Consider the following 21,106-nt stretch of genomic DNA (forward strand, 5'->3'; position numbering starts at 1 on the left):
GGCTCACCGGGCCTCCGTGACCCGGCTCTCACGGGTCGAGGATGGCGCTATCCCGCAGGCTCCCGCCCAGCTCGAAGGCCTTTCTGTACACCTCGGGGGCGAGCATCCGCCGGATCCGCCGCTCGAGCGGGGTGACGTCCGGATCGTCCACGATGAGCGTCCCGCGCAGCGCCGACGCGGCGCCGAGGAGTGTCGCGGCCCGCTCGGGCACGTCCGCCCGGGACGCCAGCGCCTCGGCCACCTCCGCCCGTTCCAACCCCTGGGTCAGATCGCCGGTCGACAGGGTGCGGGCCTGCGCGAACCAGTCGTCCGCCTCTTCCGTGCGGCCCTGAGCGAGCGCCGTGCGGCCGAGGCCCAGGAAGATGTGAACGGTCTGGCCCACGCTGTACCAGGAGCGCGCGCTGGTCTCCAGCGCCGCCTCGTAGTGCTCCCGGGCCCGGGCCGGATCGCCCGACAGGCGCGCCGCGTCGCCCCGGCCCCAGAACGCGCCGGCCACCTTCTCGGGTGCGCCCGCGGCCCGTGCCAGGTCACCCGCCCGCGCGAAGTCGGCGTCGGCCTCCTCGTAAGCGGCGCTGCGCAGCAGCACGGCCCCGCGTCTGCACAGCAGGTCGGCGGTCTCCTCCGGGGCAGCCAGCTCACGGGCGTAGCCGAGCGCTTCGTCGATCAGCTTCAGCGCATGTGCCCGCTCCCCGCGCCAGTCCGCGAACATGCCCAGCTGGTCCAGGGAGTTGGCCATGCCCCACCGGTCACCGGTCTCCCGAAACCCCTGCAGAGCCTGGGCGAACAGGGCCTCCGCAGCGGCGGGTCGTCCCGCGAACTGCTCCTGGAACCCGAGCCCGATACCGAGCAGTGCCCGGCCCCACGGATCGTCGCCGACCTGGGCGCGCACCCGCTCGTCGCGGGAACGCTCGGGACCGACGGCGAGCGTCCACAGCACGACGGTGAACGGCAGTCTCAACTGGCGGTCGATCCCGGCCAGCACCCGGTCCGCGCGAGCGAGACGGACCTCGTCGCCGTCACCTGCGACCGCATTGAGCGCGCAGAGCGCGTACTCCTCCTCCAGACCCGGCGGCGGCTCCGAACCCACCGCGTCGACCAGATCGCGGGCGAGCGACAGACGCTCACCGGCCAGGCCGCGCAGCCGCCAGAACCACGACAGGGCAGCCATGAGACGCAACCCGTCCGCGGGGGCGCTGCCCACCAGGTGACGCAGAGCGGCGTCCATGTCGGACCGCTCCACCGACAGTCTCTCCAGCCAGGGCAGTTGATCGGCCCCGCGCAACCGTGGCTCGGCCTCCTCGGCGAGCCGCAGGAAATACGCCGCGTGAGCGTCCCGTAGCTCCTCCCGTACGTCGTCGGCGAGGTGCTCGGCGCAGAAGGCGCGGATCGTCTGAAGCATCCGATAGCGGCCCTGGGACGCCTCCAGGAAGGACTTCTCGGAGAGCGACGCGAGCAGGTCCTCGGGGTAGGGGATGCCGCAGATCGCCTCCACCGCGTCCAGCGTCGCGCCCCCGGACAGGCCTCCGGCGGTGAACACCGTCAGGCGGCAGGCCAGGTCCCGCTCCTCCACGTCGAGCAGCTCCCAGCTCCACTCCACGACGGCCCGCAGGGTACGGTGCCGGGGCGCCTTCGTGCGATCCCCGCGTGACAGGACCCGGAAGCGGTCGCCGAGCCGCTCGGCCAGCTCCTCGACGGTGAGTGTCCGTAGTCGGGCGGCGGCCAGCTCGATCGCCAGCGGCAGCCCGTCGAGCGCCGTGCAGATGGCGTCGATCGCGGCCATGCGCGCGGGCCCGTCCCCGTCGAAGTCCGGCCGTACCGCCGCGGCCCGGTCCCTGAAGAGCCGCGCCGCCGGACCCGCCTCCAGTGGTGGCACCGGACACAGCGCCTCACCGGTGATGCCCAACGCCTCCCTGCTGGTCGCCAGGATGCGCAGGCCGGGGCAGGTGGCCAGGAGAAGGCCCGCCGTCCGGGCGGCACCCTCGACCACATGCTCGCAGTTGTCCAGCACCAGCAGGAGGTCACGGCTTTCGAGCGCGGCCATGAGCCGCTCGGTGGCGTCCGCGCTCTGTGGACCGCGGAGCCCTTCTCGTACGCCGAGGGCGGAGAGCACCGCGTACGGGACCTGCGCCCCGTCGGCGAGGGGCGCCAGCTCCACGTAGCAGACGTCCGCGCGGGAGCGGGCCGCCTCGATCGCGAGCCGGGTCTTGCCCGCGCCGCCCGGACCGGTCAGCGTGACCAGGCGCGCCTCGCCCAGCAGTTCGTCGATCCGGGTCAGTTCGCCCGCGCGCCCCACGAATCGGGTCAGCTGTGCCGGGACCCCGCGTCGGCGCACCGGTTCCTGCCCCTGCCCCTGAAGCAACTCCAGATGCAGCGCCGCCAGCTCGGGGGACGGGTCGGCGCCCAGCTCCTCGGCGAGGACGCGCCGCGCCTCCTCATAAGCCCGCAGTGCTTCGGCGGGACGCCCGGCCGCCTGCAACGCACGCATCAGCAGCCCGTAGAGGCGCTCGCTCAGCGGGTGCCGCGCGATCAGCTCCCGCACCTCCGCCACCAGGTCCGCGTCGCCGCCCAGTACGAGGTCGGCCTCGATGCGGTCCTGTAGGGCGCCCAATCGCAGCTCTTCCAGGCGCGGCAGGTCACGGGGAGCCGCCCCGCGCCACAGGGCGAGGCCCTCACGCAGGGCCGCCGCCGCGCGCGCGTGCTCTCCGATGGCCAGTGACTGGCGGCCCTCCCGCGCGAGACGCTCGAAACGGTGCAGGTCCACGTCGTCCGGATCGACGACCAGTCGGTATCCGGCGGGGCCCGCCTCGATCTCCAGGCTCAGTCGCTTGCGCAGCCGCGAGATCTGGGACTGCAAGGCATTGCCCGCGCCGGCCGGGGGGTTCTCGCCGTAGAGATCGTCGATCAGCCGCTCCGGCGAGACGGTCCGGCCCGCGTCCAGGAGCAGCAGGGTCAGCAGGGCACGCGGACGCGGCCCGCCGGGATCCAGCGGGCTGCCGTCGAGCGCCCGTACGTCGAGAGGGCCGAGGATGCCGAACCGCATGCGCAGAGTCTGGCAGTCGCCACTGACAGTCGTGGCCGGACGGTGGATCTTGCCCGAGAGCCCGAGAGCCCGAGAGCCCGAGAGCCCGAGAGCCCGAGAGCCCGAGAGCCCGAGAGCCCGAGATTCGGGACTCGGGATCTCAGGCAGAGAAGGCTCCGGGCATAAGAAGAAGCCGGCCCCCGAGGGGACCGGCTTCTTCAAGCAACCAGCTAGGTGGCCGCGCTACGCGTTACGTCAGCGCGAGACCTTGCCGGCCTTGATGCACGAGGTGCAGACGTTGAGCCGCTTCGGCGTCCGCCCGACCACTGCACGCACACGCTGGATGTTCGGGTTCCAGCGACGGGACGTACGGCGGTGCGAGTGCGAAATGTTGTTGCCGAAGCCCGGCCCCTTGCCGCAGACGTCGCAGTTGGCAGCCACGGGTCACTCCAAAGACTTCAGATGCACTTACGGTTGATCCCGGCATGCCGGGATCAGGATCGGAGGATCTGAGTGGCGGTGCCAGGGGATGGCCCGACGGGTATCGGGCAACCGGAGCAGCATACAACGGCTGCTTCGGTACAACGAAACTACCATGGCTGCTCGGGCCGCTGCCCCGAGTCCCAGGCCAGGCCCTCTTTCCGGGCGGCCGTCGGCCGGGGTCTACTCTGCGTTGCCAGTCCCGCAGCTCAAGGAGGCGTAGGTGCCGCAGGTGCCGCATGTGCTCGACGTCGTCGCGGTGCGCGCCTGGTGCTCACTCGCCCTGGAAGCCCTCGGCCGCGAGCGCGCGGAGATCGACGCGATCAACGTCTATCCCGTGGCCGACGGGGACACCGGCACCAATCTGTACCTGACCGTCGAGTCCGCGCATCAAGCCGTGGAAGCGGTCTTCGCCGGCCTTCAGGCGGGCCCGGAGCCCGCCGTTCCCGCGCTGCCCGAGGTCGTCCGCGCGATGGCTCACGGCGCCCTCATCGGCGCCCGCGGAAACTCGGGGACGATCCTCGCGCAGCTGCTGCGCGGCATGGCCCAGGTCCTCGCCTCCGACGGCGCGGGTCGTGAGGGAGATCACGCGACCGGGGTCGACTCGGGAGCCCTGCGCCTGGCTCTGCACCGGGCCGCCGAGTCCGCGCGTGAGGCTGTTGCCCACCCGGTGGAGGGCACCGTCCTCACCGTCGCGACGGCGGCCGCGGCCGCGGCGGCGGGCGTCGACGGCGACTGCGGGGCCGTCGCCCGCGCCGCCTATGAAGGCGCGTGTGCGGCGCTGGAGGCGACGCCGGAGCAGTTGGCGGTCCTCGGTAGCGCGGGGGTCGTGGACGCGGGAGGCCGCGGCCTGGTCGCCGTCCTCCGGGCGCTGACCGAGGCCGTCTCCGGGGAGGCGGCGCCGGTGCCCCGCCGTGAGGAGAGCGTCCACGCGCGCGTGGACGCGCCTTTGGGAACCGAGCCTCTTGAATGCGCCGAGGAGCTGGGTGCCCCGGGGCCCGCCTTCGAGGTCATCTACCTCCTTGAGGCCGACGACCGGCACGTCGCCCGGCTGCGGACCCGGCTCGACGCCCTCGGGGACTCCCTGGTCGTCGTGGGCGGGGACGGGCTGTGGAACGTGCACGTGCATGTCGACGACGCGGGCGCCGCCGTGGAAGCGGGCGTCGAGGCAGGCAGGCCGTACCGCATCCGCATCACGCACTTCGGCCTCGGTGACGCGCACACGGCCCGGTCCTCGGCCCCGCCGCGCGAGCGGGCGCAGCGGGCCGTCGTGGCCGTCGTGCCGGGCGAGGGGCTCGCCGGTCTGTACGCGGAGGCCGGCGCGACGACCGTGCCCGACCGGCCCGGCGAACCCCCGCGAGCGGCGAGCTGGTCGACGCGATCCGGCGCGCTCACGCGCGCGAGGTGGTGCTGCTGCCGAACGACGCGGAGCTGCGGCACACCGCGGCGGCCGCCGCCGAGCAGGCCCGCTCCGAGGGCGTACGGGTCGCACTCATCCCGACCCGGTCCGCGGTGCAGGGCATCGCGGCGCTCGCCGTGCACGAACCCGACCGGCGCTTCGACGAGGACGTCGTGGCGATGACGTCGGCCGCGGGCGCGACCCGCTACGCCGAGCTCACCGTCGCCGAGCGGCAGTCGTGGACCATGGCCGGCATCTGCCAGGCCGGAGACGTCCTCGGGCTCATCGACGGCGACGTGGCGGTCATCGGCGGGGAGATCCCGGCGACCGCCCGCACCGTCCTCGACCGGATGCTCGCCGCGGGCGGCGAGCTGGTCACCCTGGTCCTCGGCGACGACGTACCCGATGAGGTCGCGGACGGCCTCGAACTGCATGTCCGCGAGACCTACCTGGCCGTGGACACGGTGGTGTACCGGGGCGGACGGCAGTCGGCGCTGATGCTGATCGGCGTCGAGTAGCCGCCCGCCCCGCGGCCTACTCCGCCAGCGCCGCCAGCGCGGCCCGCGCCTCGTCCCGCGCCTCCGTGTCACCGGCCTCGCCGAACGCCGTCACGGCCAGGCTCAGCTGGGCGGCCGTCTCCGCGGCGGGCGCGTGCCGGGCGAGGAGCTCCGCGAACTGCCGGTGCGTATGGCCGAGTTCGGACCGCAGCGGCTCGCGGTCGGCGTCGTCCGAAGTGAGTGCCTCCTCGCAGGCGCTGATCGCCGCCGACATGAGCTCACGCTCGTCGTCCGCCGAGGCGGAGTCGAGCCAGGCACGCGCGCGAAGGCACCGCACCACCGCATGTATGTGGCCCAGAGCACGCCACAGCTCTCCCGCGCGCGCGTAGGCGCGATCGGCGTCCTCGGTGCGCCCCGCCCGTTCGAGCGCGTCCGCCGCCAGGTTCGCCAGCATCGCGTGGTCGCGCTGCTCGGGCCAGTGCTGGGCGATCTCCGCGGCCTTCAGCCAGGCCTCGGCGGCCTGAAGGTGCTCCCCGAGGGCACGGGCGCAGTCGCCGAGCCACCACTGGGCCTGGACGAGGGCGCCCTCGCCGTGGTGCTCGGCCGTCAGGTCGAGCAGCGCCGACTCCAGGACCTCAGCGGCCTCCGCCGTGCGCTCCTCGCGCAGCAGGTGGCCACCGAGCTGGAAGCGCGCCCAGGCGCCGAGCCCCGCGCTCTCGCCCGCCTCGTCGGCCCAGTGGGCGGCCTCCAGGGCGTGCGCGGACGCGGGCCCGAACTGTCCGGTGGCGGCGAGGACCTCGGCCAGCTGGAGGTTCAGCTGCGCGGAGCCCACCGGATCCAGGTCCCCCGCGCCGTGCTCCAGCGCGGCCCGCAGAGCACGCTCGGCGTCCGCCGCGTCGTCCCGCTCGCGGGCGAGGTCCGCCAGGCGGGCCTCGCAGTCCACTGCCATCCAGGGCCGCCCCGCCGCCACGTGCGCCGCGGCGGCCTCTTCGTAGAGCGCCCTGGCCGCGTCCGCGTCACCGTGGTGCAGCGCGATGTCCCCGAGCATCGAACGGGCGGAAGCCGCCTGCGAGGCCAGCCGCGGCACCGCCGCGAACGGCTCGGTGAGCGCGAGCAGTTGCCGTGCGCACTCCTCGGCCGCCGCGATCCCGGTGTCCTCGGAGTGTTCCCGCAGCAGGATCCGCGTACGGCACGACAGAACGGCCGCCGCCGGACGGGCCGCCGTGACGTCGAGGTCCGGCAGGACCGCGAGGACTTCCTCGTACGGTTCACGGATCGCGGCGAGCGCCTCTTTGACGCGGCCCGCGTCGGCCATCGCGTACGCGGCACGCGCGCGTGCCGCCCTGGCCTCGCCCGCGTCGCCGGCCTCCGCGTACAACTCGGCCGCGCGGACGAACAGGTCGGCGCCGTCCTCGGCGCGCATCGCTTCGTAGTCGACGATCTCGGCACGGTCGCGGGCGGTGAGCTTCAGGCCCTCCGCCTCGGCGGCCCGCGCGGCCGCCTCCCAGGCCCGGCCCGCCACGGGCCCGCCGGTCTCCTCGGAGAGGCGTCGCGCACGGTCGACCAGAGACGCGGCGTCGCGGGGCTGCTCCGCGGGGGCCGTGGTGACCGGCTTCGCGGGCGCGGCCGTGCGCACGACCCGAACGCCGAGCGGCAGCCGCTCCAGAAGGGGCGCTGCGCCATCCGCTGCCGCAGTCGTGTACTCACCCGGTCGGTGCCGTTGCGCTCGTCGAAGCGGGCCGCGAGGGACAGTGCCTCGCCGCGCGCGTGCACGGCGAGTTCCCCGGCCGTCCAGGAGCGGCCGGCCGGACCGGGGACGCTCTGCTCGCCCAGGCCCAGCTCGGTCAGCCGGTCCATCACCAGCGCGGTCACACCGAGGAAGTCCATCAGCCCCTGGGGGTTGCCGGTGTCCGTGAAGTAGGCGGGACGCTCCGCCAGCAGCTCCAGGGCACGCGCCTCGTTGCCTGTCAGGGCGCAGAATTCCACATGCGCCGCGAACGCGCCCCGCATCGACTCCATCCGCCGGACGAGGCGGTAGCCGCGCAGATGGTTCGCGCGGGCCTCCTCCGGGCGCCCCAGGCGCAGGAGAGGCAACAGCGAGTCGGCAAGGGTGGCGTGCGGCTCGTGGGCGCACGTGTGCTCACCCTCCAGGACGGGCCGCCACAGCTCCAGGGCTCGCTCGTCCCTGCGCAGCTCCGACTGGCGGGCACCCTGCCCGTTCAGCTCGCAGGCGTGGCAGTCGGCCATGTCGTCACGGTCGGCCGCGAGCCACGCCTCGTACGCGCGTGATGCGCGTTCCTCGTCACCTATGTGGTCGGCGACGTAGAACTCGCTCATACGGACGGCCCGTTCGGAGTGGCCGGCCACTCGGTAGCGGTGCTCCATCTCGCCGAGCCACTTCTCCATGGAGGAGAGCGGAATGTGCGGCTGGCTCAGCATGCCGCCCGACATCCACTTGAAGACCCAGTGCAGCGAGTGCGTCTCGTACGCGTCGAAGTCCTCGGGGTGTTCGTCCCACATGCGCAGCAGCCGCGCGAAGGGGACGAACATCTTGGCCTTCTCGGAGCTGTAGTTGTACATCTGGAGCTGGTGGCCGAGCGCCTCGATGACGGCGAGCGGCTCGCCGAGCTTCTCCGCCTCCGCGAGCAGCAGCTCCGCGCGGGCGCCCCGCGCCGGGCCCTCGGGCTGCGCGGCGTTCTCCGCCATCGCGCGCCGCAGGCCGTCCAGGTCCATGATTCCGTCGGTCCCGTTCATCGGGCGTCGTCCCTTCCGGTGCCGGGGTGCGTGGCCCATTCCAGGAGGCCGATGAAGGAGCGGTTCAGGAGCGCCGAGTCGGCTGGGCGCAGCGGGCGCTGGGCCATCAGCAGGGCCTGTCCGTACAGCGCCTCGGCGGCCGTGCCGATCAGCTCCGGGTCGGCGAGCGAACTCACCCGGCGGATCAGCGGGTTGAGGTGGTTGAGGACGAGCCGCGCGCGGGGCGAACTGCCGCGCAGCGAGCCCAGAATGCCCGCCCACAGATCGTCGGCCTGCGCCTCGGCATCCGCGCGCGCCTGCTCGTGCCGGGCGGCACGGTCGTCCAGGTGCAGCGCGGGCACCGTCAGCGGATGGAAGGCGCGCAGCGCGACGTCGCAGCCCAGCGGGTCGAGCCGGGCCCGCGCGGCCGACAGGAACGCGGCCAGAGCCAGTTCCTCGGCCGGGTCGACGCTGTCCAGGTGCGCGGTCACGGTGTCCGCGTCCAGCTCGGCGACCACAGTGCCGGGGCGTACGGACGGCAGCGCTTCTACGAGGTCGCTGTCATACGTATAACCCCCGTTGACGACGCCGATCCCCTGCGCGGAGGCGATCGGCGCCACCTGCCGGTACTCCTCCACGGTCCGCGTGAAGTGCACGACAGGGTGGCGCTGAGCGAATTCCTCCAGGGAGAGCTGCCCGTCCGTCGTCTCGAACGGCAGCCACGGAAGCATCGTGCGCAGCATCTCCTTGTCGTGCCGCGCAAGGGACTTGACCCCCAGGTGGTGCACCGACAAGAAGGCGGCCAGCCGCTCGGGGTCACCGGCCACGAGCGACGTCAGCCACTCCCGGATGCGCTCGCCCAGGGCCTCCCGTACGGCGGCCAGGGTCTCGTCCTCGTACAGGGACTCGCGCGACGCGGTGGGGCGCAGGCTGTCCGTGTCGATGACGCAGCGCACGAAGAAGGCCCAGTCGGGCAGGAGCTGCTCGGCCCGCTCCGTGAGAAGCATGCCCTTCAGGTGCACCCGATGACCCGCGCGCTGTGCGGGGCTCACCGCCTGCGGCAGCACGTGTGCCACGCCCCGGATGCCGGCCACCGGCACGTCCAGGTCGATCGAGTCCAGCGGCGTGAAGCCGAACAGGTCGTGGCAGTGCCGGGCCAGGGCCACCCGGCGCGCGGCAGGGCTCGGATAGTCGCGGTTCCAGGCGGCGGGCAGGTCCGTCACCGCGGCCTCGCCGACGCGCACGTCGTACGGGAGCAGCGCGCCGAAGTCGCGGGCCAGGGACAGCACCCGTTCCTCGGCCAGCCAGTCGGCGGCGCCCGCGCGTGCCTCCAGGTGCACGGTCGTACCGGGTTCGACGCGAGCCGAGTCCGGGAGCGTACGGACCGTGTACGAGCCGTCGTCGCGGGCCGTCCACTCGACGGGCGGGGCGTCCGGCGTGCGGGCGCTGCGGCTGACCACGCGGATCCGCTCGGCGACGACGAAACAGGCGAGCAGGCCGATGCCGAACTGGCCCAGGAAGTCGGCGCGGGCCGACTCCAGGCCGTCGCCGCGCTTGGAGCTGCGGCCGATCGTGGCGAGCAGCTGGTGCACGTCCGTCTCGGTCAGACCGATGCCGGAGTCCTCGACCCGCAGTGCCCCGCCCTCGGCGAACAGGCGCACGGTGGCGGGGGAGTCGGGCTGCTCGGCGCGGCGGGCGGTGATGGCGTCCACCGCGTTCTGCAGCAGCTCGCGCAGGTAGACCTTGGGGCTGGAGTACAGGTGGTGGGAGAGCAGGTCGACGAGACCGCGCAGGTCGACCTGGAACGTGTGCGGCGGGTGCGGCGCCTGGGCGCCGTGCGCATTCTGAGAAGTTTGGGAATCCATCGTCGCTGCGCCGGTGGGGGGACGGGCGACGGCGCGGGTCGGGCGGTCCCGCAAGGTGACCGCGATCAGGGTCGGAGCCGGTCATCCTAGGACCGCCAGGCCCCTTCCGACCAGCGGATAAGGCCATTCTCGCCGCGCGGACACCGGGGATGTGCGCGGGACGTGCGGAGATTGTCAGTGGCGTGGTGTGCAATGGATCTCGTGCCTGTGCTCGAAGAACCGCTGAAGAAAGTGCTCGGCCCACCCACCGCCAAGGTGATGGCCGAGCACCTAGGCCTGCACACCGTCGGTGACCTGCTCCACCACTACCCGCGCAGATACGCGGAGCGCGGTGAGCTCACGCGCCTCGCGGAGCTGCCGCTGGACGAGCACGTCACCGTCGTCGCCCAGGTCGCGACCGCCCGCGTCCTGAGGTTCAACGGAGGCAGCGGCCAGCGCCTCGAAGTCACCATCACGGACGGCAGCGGCCAGATCCAGCTCGTCTTCTTCGGCAAGGGCATCCACAAGCCGCACAAGGACCTGCTGCCCGGCACGCGCGCGATGTTCGCCGGCAAGGTCTCGGTCTTCAACCGGAAGATGCAACTGGCGCACCCCGCCTACCAGTTGCTGACCGCCGAATCCACCGAGGACGCGGCCGAGGCCGTCGGGTCCTGGGCCGGTGCCCTGCTGCCGATCTACCCGGCCACCGCCAAGCTGGAGTCCTGGAAGATCGCCAAGGCCGTCGACCTGGTGCTGCCCAGTGCCCAGGAAGCCCTCGACCCGCTGCCCGACTCCCTGCGTGACGGCCGCGGCCTGGTCCCGCTCCCCGAAGCCCTGATCAAGATCCACCGACCGCACACGAAGGCCGACATCGCCGACGCGCGCGCCCGCCTCAAGTGGGACGAGGCCTTCGTCCTCCAAGTCGCCCTCGCCAGGCGGCGCTTCGCCGACACCCAGCTGACCGCCGTCGCCCGTGTCCCGAAGCCGGACGGACTGCTCACGGCCTTCGACGCGAAGCTGCCGTTCACGCTGACGGACGGCCAGCAGAAGGTCTCCAAGGAGATCTTCGACGACCTCGCCACCGAGCATCCGATGCACCGGCTGCTCCAGGGCGAGGTGGGTTCCGGCAAGACGATGGTGGCCCTGCGCGCGATGCTCGCCGTCGTCGACGCCGGGGGACAGGCCGCGATGCTCGCCCCCACCGAGGTCCTCGCCCAGCAGCACCACCGCTCGATCACCGAGATGATGGGCGAGCTGGCGCAGGCGGGCATGCTCGGCGGCGCCGAGCACTCCACCAAGGTCGTCCTGCTCACCGGTTCGATGGGCACCGCCGCCCGCAAGCAGGCGCTGCTCGACCTGATCACCGGCGAGGCCGGCGTCGTCATCGGTACGCACGCCCTGATCGAGGACAAGGTGCAGTTCCACGATCTTGGCCTGGTCGTCGTCGACGAGCAGCACCGGTTCGGCGTGGAGCAGCGCGACGCCCTGCGCTCCAAGGGCAAGCAGCCGCCCCACCTCCTGGTCATGACCGCGACACCGATCCCGCGCACCGTAGCCATGACCGTCTTCGGCGACCTGGAGACCTCGGTCCTCGACCAGCTCCCGGCCGGACGCTCACCGATCGCCAGCCATGTCGTGCCCGCCGCCGACAAGCCGCACTTCCTCGCCCGCGCGTGGGAGCGCGTCCGGGAGGAGGTCGGCAAGGGACACCAGGCGTACGTGGTCTGCCCCCGGATCGGCGACGACGAGGACGACAAGCCCAAGAAGGGCAAGGCCGCTGCCAAGAAGAAGTCCGCCGAGGACGAGGCCGAGAAGCGGCCGCCGCTCGCCGTCCTCGACGTGGCGCAGGAGCTCGCGAGCGGACCGCTCCAGGGACTCAAGGTCGAGGTGCTGCACGGCAGGATGCAGCCCGACGACAAGGACGCCGTGATGCGCCGCTTCGCCGCCGGTGACACGGATGTCCTGGTGGCGACGACGGTCATCGAGGTCGGGGTGAACGTGCCGAACGCGACGGCCATGGTGATCATGGACGCCGACCGCTTCGGTGTCTCCCAGCTCCACCAGCTGCGCGGCCGCGTCGGCCGTGGCTCCGCCGCCGGACTGTGCCTCCTGGTCACCGAGATGCCCGAGGCCAGCCCCGCGCGGGCCCGGCTCGGCGCCGTCGCCTCCACCCTCGACGGGTTCGAGCTGTCCCGTATCGACCTGGAGCAGCGCCGCGAGGGCGATGTCCTCGGACAGGCCCAGTCCGGGGTGCGCTCCTCCCTGCGGATGCTCGCCGTCATCGAGGACGAGGAGATCATCGCCGAGGCCCGCGAGGAGGCGACCAGGGTCGTCGCGGCCGACCCGGACCTCGACCGCCTGCCCGGCCTGCGCACGGCGCTCGACGCCCTCCTGGACGAGGAGCGTGAGCAGTACCTCGACAAGGGCTGAGACACTGATCGCACAGGACAGGACCACACCGGAGAGGATCCGCCCGGAACCCACCGGGCCGGACCGCTCGGGCCACACCGGCCGGGATCGCACCGGAGCCCGCCGGACGGACCGCCTGGGCCACACCGGACCGGATCGCACCGGACCGCCCCGAGACAAGGACCGAGAGCAGAGATGACCCGCGTGATCGCCGGACGCGCCGGCGGACGCCGCCTGGCCGTACCGCCGGGGAACGGCACCCGCCCCACCTCCGACCGGGCGCGCGAGGGCCTCTTCTCCACGTGGCAGGCGCTCCTCGGCACCCTCGACGGGACCCGCGTGGCCGACCTCTACGCAGGGTCGGGAGCCGTCGGCCTGGAAGCCCTCTCGCGCGGTGCCGCGCACGCGCTGCTCGTCGAGGCCGACGCCCGCGCCGCCCGCACGATCCGCGAGAACATCAAGGCCATCGGCCTGCCGGGCGCGGAGGCGCGGACCGGAAAAGCGGAACAAGTCGTCGCGGGCGCGCCGCCGGCCGACCCCTACGACCTGGTCTTCCTCGACCCTCCGTACGCGGTCTCCGACGACGATCTTCGCGAGATTCTGCTCACACTCCGTACCCAGGGCTGGCTCACGGACGAAGCGCTCGTCACCGTTGAACGCAGCACAAGAGGCGGCGAATTCCGGTGGCCCGAGGGGTTCGAGGGACTGAGGTCCCGTCGATACGGCGAGGGCACGTTTTGGTACGGTCGCGCCGCCTTGAACACCACCCTCACGTGCGACGACGCACGATGACCGGACCGGAGAGCGAGGGACTTCCCGTGCGCCGCGCAGTCTGTCCCGGGTCGTTCGACCCCATCACCAACGGCCACCTCGACATCATCGCCCGAGCCTCCAAGCTGTACGACGTGGTGCACGTCGCGGTGATGATCAACCAGTCGAAGCAGGGCCTGTTCACCGTGGACGAGCGGATCGAGCTGATCCGCGAGGTCACCGCCGAGTTCGGCAACGTGGAGGTCGAGTCCTTCCACGGCCTCCTCGTCGACTTCTGCAAGCAGCGCGACATCCCCGCGATCGTCAAGGGGCTGCGCGCCGTCAGCGACTTCGACTACGAGTTGCAGATGGCCCAGATGAACAACGGCCTCTCCGGCGTGGAGACCCTCTTCGTCCCCACCAACCCCACGTACAGCTTCCTGTCCTCCTCGCTGGTCAAGGAGGTCGCCGCCTGGGGCGGCGACGTGTCGCACCTGGTCCCGCCGCTGGTGCACGAGGCATTGACCGAGCGCCTCCCCAAGAAGTGACACCCATGGGCGAGTTGGGCATACAGTCGTCCCGTCCGTCTCCAAACCCCCTGTCGCATCGGTTGTGACAAGACGAGAGAGTGGCGAGCACACGGTGGACGTCCAGAAGAAGCTCGACGAGATCGTCGCCGCGGTCGGCGGCGCCCGGTCGATGCCCATGTCGGCCTCGTGCGTGGTCAACCGCGCCGACCTGCTCGCGATGCTCGACGAGGTGCGCCAGGCGCTGCCCGGCTCCCTCGCTCAGGCACAGGAGCTGATCGGCGGCCGCGAGCAGATGGTCGAGCAGGCCCGTGCCGAGGCCGAGCGGATCATCGAGACCGCGCACGCCGAGCGCGGGAGCCTGATCTCCGACACCGAGATCGCCCGCCGCTCGCAGAACGAGGCCGACCGGATCCTCGCCGAGGCCCGTCAGGAGGCCGAGGAGATCCGCGCGGAGGCCGACGACTACGTCGACTCCAAGCTCGCCAACTTCGAGGTCGTCCTCAACAAGACCCTCGGCTCCGTCGGCCGCGGCCGCGAGAAGCTGCTCGGCACCGGCCCCGGCACGGACGAGCAGGGGTACGAGGACGAGGACGCCCCCGAGCGCAGCCACGATCCCGAGACGCTGCGCCGGGACGCCGACTCCTACGTGGACGCCAAGCTCGGCGCCTTCGAGGCCGTGCTCGCCAAGACCCTGGAAGCCGTCGGCAAGGGCCGTCAGAAGCTGCACGGCCGCATCGCCAGCGACGACCTCGGTTCGCTGCCCACGGACGGCGACCAGACGCGCACCAGCGACGCCGACTACCTGGCCGGCCTCGCCGAGATCGGCAGCCAGCCGGCCCCGGAGCAGACCGCGCCGCAGATCCCCGCGCAGCAGCCGGTAGCCGCCGCCGCGTACGGGGAGCAGCAGGACCCGTACGCGTACCAGCAACAGCAGTACGGACAGCCGGACCCGTACGCGGCGTACCAGCAGGACCCGTACGCCTACCAGCAGCAGCAGCAGCAGCAACAACAACAGCAGCAGGATCCGTACGCGGCGTATCAGCAGGATCCGTACGCCTATCAGCAGCAGGACCAGCAGCAGATGCAGAACGGCGCGCTCGACGAGACCAGTCTCTTCGACACGAGCATGATCAGCATGGAGCAGGTCCGGCAGTACGAGCAGGGACAGCAGGGGCGCTGACCGGGGTGCTCCGGTGCCCTCGGGACCGGATTGGGCCGAGAGCGAAAGGTCCAGTATCCTGGCTCTTCGGTCGCGCGTACACGTGCGGTCCCAGCTGCCCGGAAGATTCGGGGCAGCGCTTCTCATGAGCTTCGAAGATCGAAAGCAGGACCAGCCCTGAACACCCACCTCGACCACCGCAATCCCCTCGTGTTCGATACGCACGAGCTGGGGCGGCGTCCTGGTGCCATGAAGCGGCTGTCCCGCACGATCGACGCTCCCAAGGACCTCGGTCTGCGGGGAGTCATCGAGGTGCCGGAAGGCGCCCCGGTGGAGCTCGACCTCCGTCTGGAGTCGGTCATGGAAGGGGTGCTTGTCACAGGCACCGCCCGTGCATCGGCCAAGGGGGAGTGCGTAAGGTGTCTGGAGCCGCTCGACCAACAGGTCGAAGCGGACTTCCAGGAGATGTTCTCGTACCCTGACGCCGACGACCGGGGCCGTGTCCGCACGGAGCCGGCCGACGACGCCGAGGAAGACGAGGACAGGCTCTTTCTCGAGGACGGCCTGTTCGACCTCGAGTCTGTGCTGCGTGATGCGGTGGTGCTCGCACTGCCGATGCAGCCGGTGTGCCAGGAGGACTGCGAGGGACTCTGCTCCGAGTGTGGAGTGCGTCTCTCGGACGAACCGGGCCACCACCATGACGCCGTCGACATCCGTTGGGCGGCATTGCAGGGACTCGCTGGCACCATCCAGGACGGCGAGAAGGACGAGATGAGCGGCGCCGAAGCACAAGCGGGCGTCGACGAGAAGCAGGAGAAGTAGCCGTGGCTGTTCCGAAGCGGAAGATGTCGCGCAGCAACACGCGCCACCGCCGGTCGCAGTGGAAGGCTGCGGTCCCCACCTTGGTTTCGTGTGAGCGTTGCCAGGAGCCCAAGCTGCAGCACATCGCGTGCCCCGCTTGTGGCACCTACAACAAGCGCCAGGTCCTCGAGGTCTGAGCGGCTGGTGAGAGGCACAGTGGCAAGCCATAAATCGGCGGATGACGCCAAGAAAAAGGCGGACACCACAGCCTCGTCCCACACGCTTCTGGAAGGGCGGCTCGGGTACCAACTCGAGTCCGCCCTTCTGGTGCGTGCGCTGACGCATCGCTCGTACGCGTACGAGAACGGCGGGCTGCCCACGAACGAGCGGCTGGAGTTCCTCGGGGACTCCGTGCTCGGTCTCGTGGTCACCGACACGCTCTATCGCACCCACCCCGACCTGCCCGAAGGCCAGCTGGCCAAGTTGCGGGCCGCGGTGGTCAATTCGCGTGCACTGGCGGAGGTCAGCCGCGGGCTCGACCTGGGTTCCTTCATCCGGCTCGGCCGTGGTGAAGAGGGCACGGGCGGCCGGGACAAGGCGTCCATCCTCGCCGACACCCTTGAAGCGGTGATCGGCGCTGTCTATCTGGACCAGGGTCTGGAAGCGGCGGGCGAACTCGTCCACCGACTCTTCGACCCGTTGATCGAGAAGTCCTCGAATCTGGGTGCCGGCCTGGACTGGAAGACCAGTCTCCAGGAGCTCACGGCGACCGAGGGGCTCGGCGTTCCCGAGTACCTGGTCTCCGAGACCGGTCCGGATCACGAGAAGACCTTCACTGCTGCCGCCCGCGTCGGAGGCGTCTCGTACGGCACCGGCACCGGCCGCAGCAAGAAGGAAGCGGAGCAGCAGGCCGCTGAGTCCGCCTGGCGCGCCATTCGCGCCGCGGCGGACGAGCGCGCCAAGGAGGCGGCCACCGCGGCCGCCTCGGAGGGGGCGGCCGCCGACACCGCCCCTGGCGTGTAGCGCTCGGCTTCCTCGGCCGCCCGCTCCCACCGGTACCCCCGGTGGGAGCGGGCGTTCTGCGCTGTACGTTCTGCGCAGCATCCCGTTCCGCCCCGTCCGGAGGTCCCCGTGCCAGAGCTTCCCGAAGTAGAGGTCGTGCGGCGCGGGCTCGCCCGCTGGGTGGCGCACCGCACCGTCGCCGATGCGGAGGTCCTGCACCCTCGCGCCGTACGCCGTCATGTCGCGGGCGGCGCGGACTTCGCGTACCGCCTCAAGGGGCAGCGGATCGGCGAGCCGATGCGGCGCGGGAAGTACCTCTGGCTGCCGCTGGAGACCACGCACACCTCCGTGCTCGCGCACCTCGGCATGAGCGGCCAGTTGCTGGTGCAGCCGCACGAGGCGCCGGACGAGAAGCATCTGCGGATCCGCGTCCGGTTCGCCGACGACCTCGGGACCGAGCTGCGGTTCGTCGACCAACGCACCTTCGGTGGGCTCTCGTTGCACGAGAACACCCCCGACGATCTGCCCGACGTCATCGCGCACATCGCGCGCGACCCCCTGGACCCGCTCTTCGACGACGCGGCCTTCCACGACGCGCTGCGTCGCAAGCGCACCACCATCAAGCGCGCTCTGCTCGACCAGTCACTCATCAGCGGGGTCGGCAACATCTACGCCGACGAGGCGCTGTGGCGCGCGAAGGTGCACTACGAGCGCCCCACCGCGACCTTCACGCGCCCGCGCACGGCCGAACTCCTCGGCCACGTCAGGGATGTGATGACCGCCGCGCTGAGCGTCGGCGGGACGAGCTTCGACTCCCTCTACGTGAATGTGAACGGGCAGTCCGGCTACTTCGACCGGTCCCTCGACGCGTACGGACGCGAAGGGCTGCCGTGCGGCCGGTGCGCGACGCCGATGCGGCGCCGCGCCTGGATGAACCGGTCCAGCTACTACTGCCCGCGCTGTCAGAAGCCGCCGCGCGTCTCGTCGTAGCGCCCGCGCGCGACCAGTACGTCGTCCATCCGCCCCTCCACGAAGTGGATGAGGGTCAGCAGCCGCTCGGCCACTTCCCGGCCCAGCGGCGTCAGTTCGTAGTCCACGCGCGGCGGGTTCGTGGGCTGCGCGTCGCGGTGCACCAGACCGTCGCGCTCCAGAGCGTGCAGCGTCTGCGACAGCATCTTCTCGCTCACGCCCTCCACCCGGCGCCGCAGCTCGTTGAAGCGGAACGAGCCCTCGTGCAGCGCTCCCAGGGTGAGCGCGCCCCAACGGCCGGTCACGTGCTCCAGCGTGCCGCGCGAGGGGCACGCCTTGGAGAACACGTCATAGGCGAGGTCGGTTGATTCCATACCACGAGCATACTCCGGCGCAGCGCTAACCATCGGGTTGTGCTTTCTAAAAGTTAGTGCTTTCCTTTGGTGGTCGCTTTCATCTGCTCACCGATCCGGGAGTACGTTCACCATGACCACGCACGCCATCGCACCCGTCGTCGCCATCGCCTACCACTCGGGCTACGGCCACACCGCCGTCCTCGCCGAGGCCGTCCGCACGGGGGCCGTCCAGGCCGGCGCCGAGGCTCACCTGATCAAGGTCGACGAGATCACCGAGGAGGAGTGGGCGCGGCTGGACGCCTCGGACGCGATCGTGTTCGGCGCGCCGACCTACATGGGTACGGCGTCGGGCGCCTTCCACGTCTTCGCGGAGGCCACGTCGAAGCGCTGGTTCGGGCTCGACTGGCAGGACAAGCTCGCCGCCGGGTTCACCAACTCCGGCTCCAAGAGCGGCGACAAGCTGCACACGCTTCAGTTCTTCCAGATCCTCGCCGCGCAGCACGGCATGAACTGGGTCAACCTCGGTCTGCACCCCGGGTGGAACAGCAGCACCGCCTCCGAGGACGATCTGAACCGGCTCGGCTTCTTCGCGGGCGCCGCCGCGCAGACCAACACCGACCAGGGCCCCGAGACCGTCCACAAGGCGGACGTCGCCACGGCCGAGCACTTGGGCCGCCGGGTCGCCGAGACGGCGCGCGTGTTCCGCGCGGGCCGCCTCGCCGCCGCGTAATCGCGCTGGATACGACGTAGCCGCGCTGTCCGTCGACGTATGACGGACAGCGCGGCTACGTCATACGTACAACCCCTGCGGGTCATACGTACAACCTCGGGCTAGAACCCGAAGTCCTGCGTCCACCACGGGCCGCCGGAGCCGAAGTGCACACCGACGCCGAGGGTCTTGTAGTCGCAGTTGAGGATGTTGGCCTTGTGGCCGGGGCTGTTCATCCAGGCGTCCATCACGGACTGGGCGTTGGCCTGGCCGCGGGCGATGTTCTCGCCGCCGAGGTCCGTGATGCCGGCCGCCTTGGCGCGGTCCCACGGCGTCGCGCCGTCCGGGTCCGTGTGGTCGAAGAAGTTCCGCGCGGCCATGTCCTCGCTGAACGCCGTCGCCAGCGCGGCGAGACCGCTGTCCGCGGTCACCGGGGAGCAGCCCACCTTGGCGCGCTCCTGGTTGACGAGGGCGAGGACCTGGGCCGCGGCCGCGGTCTCCGACGTCGTCGCGGGGCCGCCGCCCGAGGGGGCCTTCGTCTTCGCGGGGGTGGTCTTCGTCGGGCTCGCGCTCTTCGTGGCGGTCTTGCTCTCGCTGCTCCGGGACGCCTCGGGCGTCTTCGAGGGCTCGGCGGACGGCTTCGCGGACGCGGACTTCGAGGGAGAGGCGGAGGGGGTGGCACGCGCGGTGTCGCGGCTCGCGGCGGACGGCGCGCGGTCGTCGACCGATCCGTCCGTGCCGCCCTGCGCCTCGACGCTGGGGGAGGCGTCGGCGGCCTGTACCTTGTCGCCGCCGTTGTCGCCACCGAGCTTGTAGTTGTCGGCGCCCGGGATGAGGCCCGAGGCCACCGCGACCGCACCCATGGCCACAGCGGCGGACACGCCGAGCAGACCGGTGCGCACGGGCACGCCGCCGCGCTTCTTGCGCCGCCGGTGCGGACGCTCCCCGCGCGGCACCTCGCCGGACCCGCCGGCGGAGGACACGGAGCCGTAGAACCCGGTCACCGTCTCGTCGTACGGGGAGTACGCGTCGTACGACGCGTACAGCGGGTGCTGAGCCGTGGCCTGCTGCCTGTAGGGCGCAGCCGTTCCGTATGCGTCGCCCGGGTACGACCCTGCGTGACCGGCGCCGTACGCCTCGCCATATCCTTCGGTGTACGTGCCCTCGGAGTGCGACTCCGGGGTGCCCGCGGCGCGGCCGGTGGCGGCGCGGCCGGCGGCGGAGCGTCGGTGGCGTCCCATGTCTGGCCTTCCTCGTCCTGGCAGTCGTCAATGTGACTCACCCATACGGGTGAGGCTCATCGGTCCGCGACGGTACCCCAAGACGGATGGGGACGAAGTGCTCCGAGTGCAATTGGCCGGTTAGCGTGCACCCATGAACGAAGACGTACGGCTCGTCGTCTGGGTGCGAGGACGCGTCCAACGTGTGGGTTTTCGGTGGTTCACCCGTGCACGTGCTCTGGAGATCGGGGGCCTGAGTGGCTTTGCTCTCAATTTGGAGGACGGTCGCGTCCAGGTGGTCGCCGAGGGTCCGCGCTCCGCGTGCCAGCAGCTGCTCGACTGGCTCCACGGCGACGACACACCCGGCCGCGTCGACGGTGTGACTGAGATCTGGGACACGCCCCGCGGCGGCTACGACGGGTTCGCCATTCGCTGAGCCGTCGTCCCTGGCCGCGCCGGGTGCGCCCTGTCGGCAGGTGTCGCGGGCAACTGCTCAGGGCAGAAATGCCCTGGTGGTTGCCAAGACGAGGGACTCGTGGCAGGCTCCCGAGGTACGGATGATCACTACGCCCCCTGGGCCCCGAAGGTCAGGCCGCGCCGGAGGTTCTACGGCGCGAAGCCCCCGGGTTGCCCACCAATACGGGGCGTGATCGTGTTGACCGTCAAACTTTTTGGTGAGACTCTGGAATCCCCGCGCACCTTAGCTGTTTGGCATGTGAGAACGGCAGCAATACAAGAAGTGCCAAGCACCGCGGGTGCGATTCCCTCACGACCCACACCGCTTCGGTCGGTCACTCAGTGTGGAGGACCATCCATCATGGCAAAGGCGCTTCTCGGTTACGTCGGCGGCAGCGACCCGCGACTCCTCGCCGAGATGCGACGGCTCCAGCAGCGCGTCCAGGATCTTGAATCCGAGCTCGGCCGGATCCAGGCCGAGAACGACGCGCTCGCGGCTGCCGCTTCTCACGATTCGCTCCTGGAGAGCATCGACGTACCCCAGGCGGAGCCCGCGCTCACCTGACCACATCCAGTGTCGTACGTGGTCGGGCTGTACGTAACAGCCGCTTGACTAAGAGATACGCAAGGGACGCTTCGGCGTCCCTTCTTTCTTGCAGGACTCCCAGAACCCCCAGGACCTGAGGACTCTCAGGACCTCGTCGGACGTGCTCCGGTCTCTACGCCCCCGCGCACCGAAGCGCTTTCTTAACGTCTGATGTGCCCTGCACCTT

At 71.3% G+C, this 21,106-nt stretch carries 16 protein-coding genes and 2 pseudogenes; 12 read left to right on the plus strand and 6 right to left on the minus strand.

Annotated elements, in window-relative coordinates:
• Positions 1–28 precede the first annotated feature (28 nt).
• Both V2W30_RS28460 and rpmB read right to left on the minus strand, forming a co-directional pair.
• Positions 29–3,040 (minus strand): BTAD domain-containing putative transcriptional regulator, encoded by a 3,012-nt coding sequence (locus tag V2W30_RS28460; RefSeq protein WP_338700942.1) that lies wholly within the window; start codon positions 3,038–3,040, stop codon positions 29–31.
• Positions 3,041–3,274: 234 nt separating this feature from the next.
• The gene (gene rpmB, locus V2W30_RS28465) at positions 3,275–3,460 is read right to left on the minus strand and encodes a 50S ribosomal protein L28 (protein ID WP_003957616.1); all 186 of its coding nucleotides are present in this window, start codon (positions 3,458–3,460) and stop codon (positions 3,275–3,277) included.
• Between the two features lie 262 nt (positions 3,461–3,722).
• On the opposite strand from rpmB, the pseudogene V2W30_RS28470 reads away from it, so the two are divergent.
• Positions 3,723–5,416: pseudogene (locus tag V2W30_RS28470) on the plus strand (DAK2 domain-containing protein).
• Positions 5,417–5,444: 28 nt separating this feature from the next.
• Here V2W30_RS28470 and V2W30_RS28475 read toward each other — a convergent pair.
• Positions 5,445–8,149, minus strand: a pseudogene (locus tag V2W30_RS28475) (tetratricopeptide repeat protein); the annotation flags it as partial.
• Positions 8,146–9,993, minus strand: a complete 1,848-nt coding sequence (locus V2W30_RS28480) for an HSP90 family protein (RefSeq protein ID WP_338700943.1) — start codon at positions 9,991–9,993, stop codon at positions 8,146–8,148. The gene V2W30_RS28480 and the pseudogene V2W30_RS28475, both read right to left, overlap by 4 nt.
• A 192-nt stretch (positions 9,994–10,185) precedes the next feature.
• Here V2W30_RS28480 and recG point away from each other — a divergent pair, with 192 nt between their 5' ends.
• The 8 genes from recG (at position 10,186) to mutM (ending at position 17,613) form a co-directional block, all read left to right on the plus strand.
• Positions 10,186–12,402, plus strand: a complete 2,217-nt coding sequence (gene recG, locus V2W30_RS28485) for an ATP-dependent DNA helicase RecG (RefSeq protein WP_338700944.1) — start codon at positions 10,186–10,188, stop codon at positions 12,400–12,402.
• Between the two features lie 174 nt (positions 12,403–12,576).
• The gene (gene rsmD, locus V2W30_RS28490) at positions 12,577–13,173 is read left to right on the plus strand and encodes a 16S rRNA (guanine(966)-N(2))-methyltransferase RsmD (RefSeq protein WP_338700945.1); all 597 of its coding nucleotides are present in this window, start codon (positions 12,577–12,579) and stop codon (positions 13,171–13,173) included.
• A gap of 26 nt (positions 13,174–13,199) precedes the next feature.
• A complete protein-coding gene (gene coaD, locus V2W30_RS28495) occupies positions 13,200–13,679 on the plus strand; it encodes a pantetheine-phosphate adenylyltransferase (RefSeq protein ID WP_199791046.1) in 480 nt (159 codons plus the stop codon).
• A gap of 94 nt (positions 13,680–13,773) precedes the next feature.
• The gene (locus V2W30_RS28500; protein ID WP_338700948.1) at positions 13,774–14,841 is read left to right on the plus strand and encodes an ATP synthase F0 subunit B; all 1,068 of its coding nucleotides are present in this window, start codon (positions 13,774–13,776) and stop codon (positions 14,839–14,841) included.
• A gap of 156 nt (positions 14,842–14,997) precedes the next feature.
• A complete protein-coding gene (locus V2W30_RS28505; RefSeq protein WP_338703796.1) occupies positions 14,998–15,642 on the plus strand; it encodes a DUF177 domain-containing protein in 645 nt (214 codons plus the stop codon).
• A 2-nt stretch (positions 15,643–15,644) separates the two neighbouring features.
• A complete protein-coding gene (gene rpmF / locus V2W30_RS28510) occupies positions 15,645–15,818 on the plus strand; it encodes a 50S ribosomal protein L32 (RefSeq protein WP_030361955.1) in 174 nt (57 codons plus the stop codon).
• Between the two features lie 7 nt (positions 15,819–15,825).
• The gene (gene rnc, locus V2W30_RS28515) at positions 15,826–16,644 is read left to right on the plus strand and encodes a ribonuclease III (RefSeq protein WP_338700950.1); all 819 of its coding nucleotides are present in this window, start codon (positions 15,826–15,828) and stop codon (positions 16,642–16,644) included.
• 108 nt (positions 16,645–16,752) lie between these two features.
• Positions 16,753–17,613 carry a bifunctional DNA-formamidopyrimidine glycosylase/DNA-(apurinic or apyrimidinic site) lyase gene (gene mutM / locus V2W30_RS28520; protein WP_338700951.1) on the plus strand — a complete coding sequence of 287 codons (861 nt, stop codon included), beginning with the start codon at positions 16,753–16,755 and terminating at the stop codon, positions 17,611–17,613.
• Here the strand turns inward: mutM and V2W30_RS28525 are convergent.
• Positions 17,586–17,966 (minus strand): helix-turn-helix domain-containing protein, encoded by a 381-nt coding sequence (locus V2W30_RS28525; protein ID WP_338700952.1) that lies wholly within the window; start codon positions 17,964–17,966, stop codon positions 17,586–17,588. The genes mutM and V2W30_RS28525 overlap by 28 nt on opposite strands.
• Before the next feature lie 112 nt (positions 17,967–18,078).
• Between V2W30_RS28525 and V2W30_RS28530 the strand changes: the two genes are divergently transcribed.
• The gene (locus tag V2W30_RS28530; protein WP_338700953.1) at positions 18,079–18,678 is read left to right on the plus strand and encodes a flavodoxin family protein; all 600 of its coding nucleotides are present in this window, start codon (positions 18,079–18,081) and stop codon (positions 18,676–18,678) included.
• Between the two features lie 101 nt (positions 18,679–18,779).
• Here V2W30_RS28530 and V2W30_RS28535 read toward each other — a convergent pair whose 3' ends face one another.
• Positions 18,780–19,898, minus strand: a complete 1,119-nt coding sequence (locus tag V2W30_RS28535) for a CAP domain-containing protein (RefSeq protein ID WP_338700954.1) — start codon at positions 19,896–19,898, stop codon at positions 18,780–18,782.
• 133 nt (positions 19,899–20,031) lie between these two features.
• Here V2W30_RS28535 and V2W30_RS28540 point away from each other — a divergent pair, with 133 nt between their 5' ends.
• Positions 20,032–20,313 (plus strand): acylphosphatase, encoded by a 282-nt coding sequence (locus V2W30_RS28540; RefSeq protein WP_338700955.1) that lies wholly within the window; start codon positions 20,032–20,034, stop codon positions 20,311–20,313.
• Between the two features lie 381 nt (positions 20,314–20,694).
• On the plus strand, positions 20,695–20,898 hold the full coding sequence (locus V2W30_RS28545; RefSeq protein ID WP_018531075.1) for a hypothetical protein: 204 nt from the start codon (positions 20,695–20,697) through the stop codon (positions 20,896–20,898).
• The last annotated feature ends 208 nt before the right edge of the window (positions 20,899–21,106 follow it).

Source organism: Streptomyces sp. Q6 (assembly GCF_036967205.1).
In the GTDB taxonomy this organism is placed as follows: Bacteria; Actinomycetota; Actinomycetes; order Streptomycetales; family Streptomycetaceae; genus Streptomyces; species Streptomyces citrinus.

Excerpts from the sequence above, each read along its gene's own strand:
- recG (WP_338700944.1), top strand. The coding sequence starts at position 10,186 with ATGGATCTCGTGCCTGTGCTCGAAGAACCGCTGAAGAAAGTGCTCGGC.
- V2W30_RS28480 (WP_338700943.1), bottom strand. The coding sequence starts at position 9,993 with ATGGATTCCCAAACTTCTCAGAATGCGCACGGCGCCCAGGCGCCGCAC.
- V2W30_RS28530 (WP_338700953.1), top strand. The coding sequence starts at position 18,079 with ATGACCACGCACGCCATCGCACCCGTCGTCGCCATCGCCTACCACTCG.
- V2W30_RS28540 (WP_338700955.1), top strand. The coding sequence starts at position 20,032 with ATGAACGAAGACGTACGGCTCGTCGTCTGGGTGCGAGGACGCGTCCAA.
- V2W30_RS28535 (WP_338700954.1), bottom strand. The coding sequence starts at position 19,898 with ATGGGACGCCACCGACGCTCCGCCGCCGGCCGCGCCGCCACCGGCCGC.
- rsmD (WP_338700945.1), top strand. The coding sequence starts at position 12,577 with ATGACCCGCGTGATCGCCGGACGCGCCGGCGGACGCCGCCTGGCCGTA.
- V2W30_RS28525 (WP_338700952.1), bottom strand. The coding sequence starts at position 17,966 with ATGGAATCAACCGACCTCGCCTATGACGTGTTCTCCAAGGCGTGCCCC.
- V2W30_RS28545 (WP_018531075.1), top strand. The coding sequence starts at position 20,695 with ATGGCAAAGGCGCTTCTCGGTTACGTCGGCGGCAGCGACCCGCGACTC.
- V2W30_RS28460 (WP_338700942.1), bottom strand. The coding sequence starts at position 3,040 with ATGCGGTTCGGCATCCTCGGCCCTCTCGACGTACGGGCGCTCGACGGC.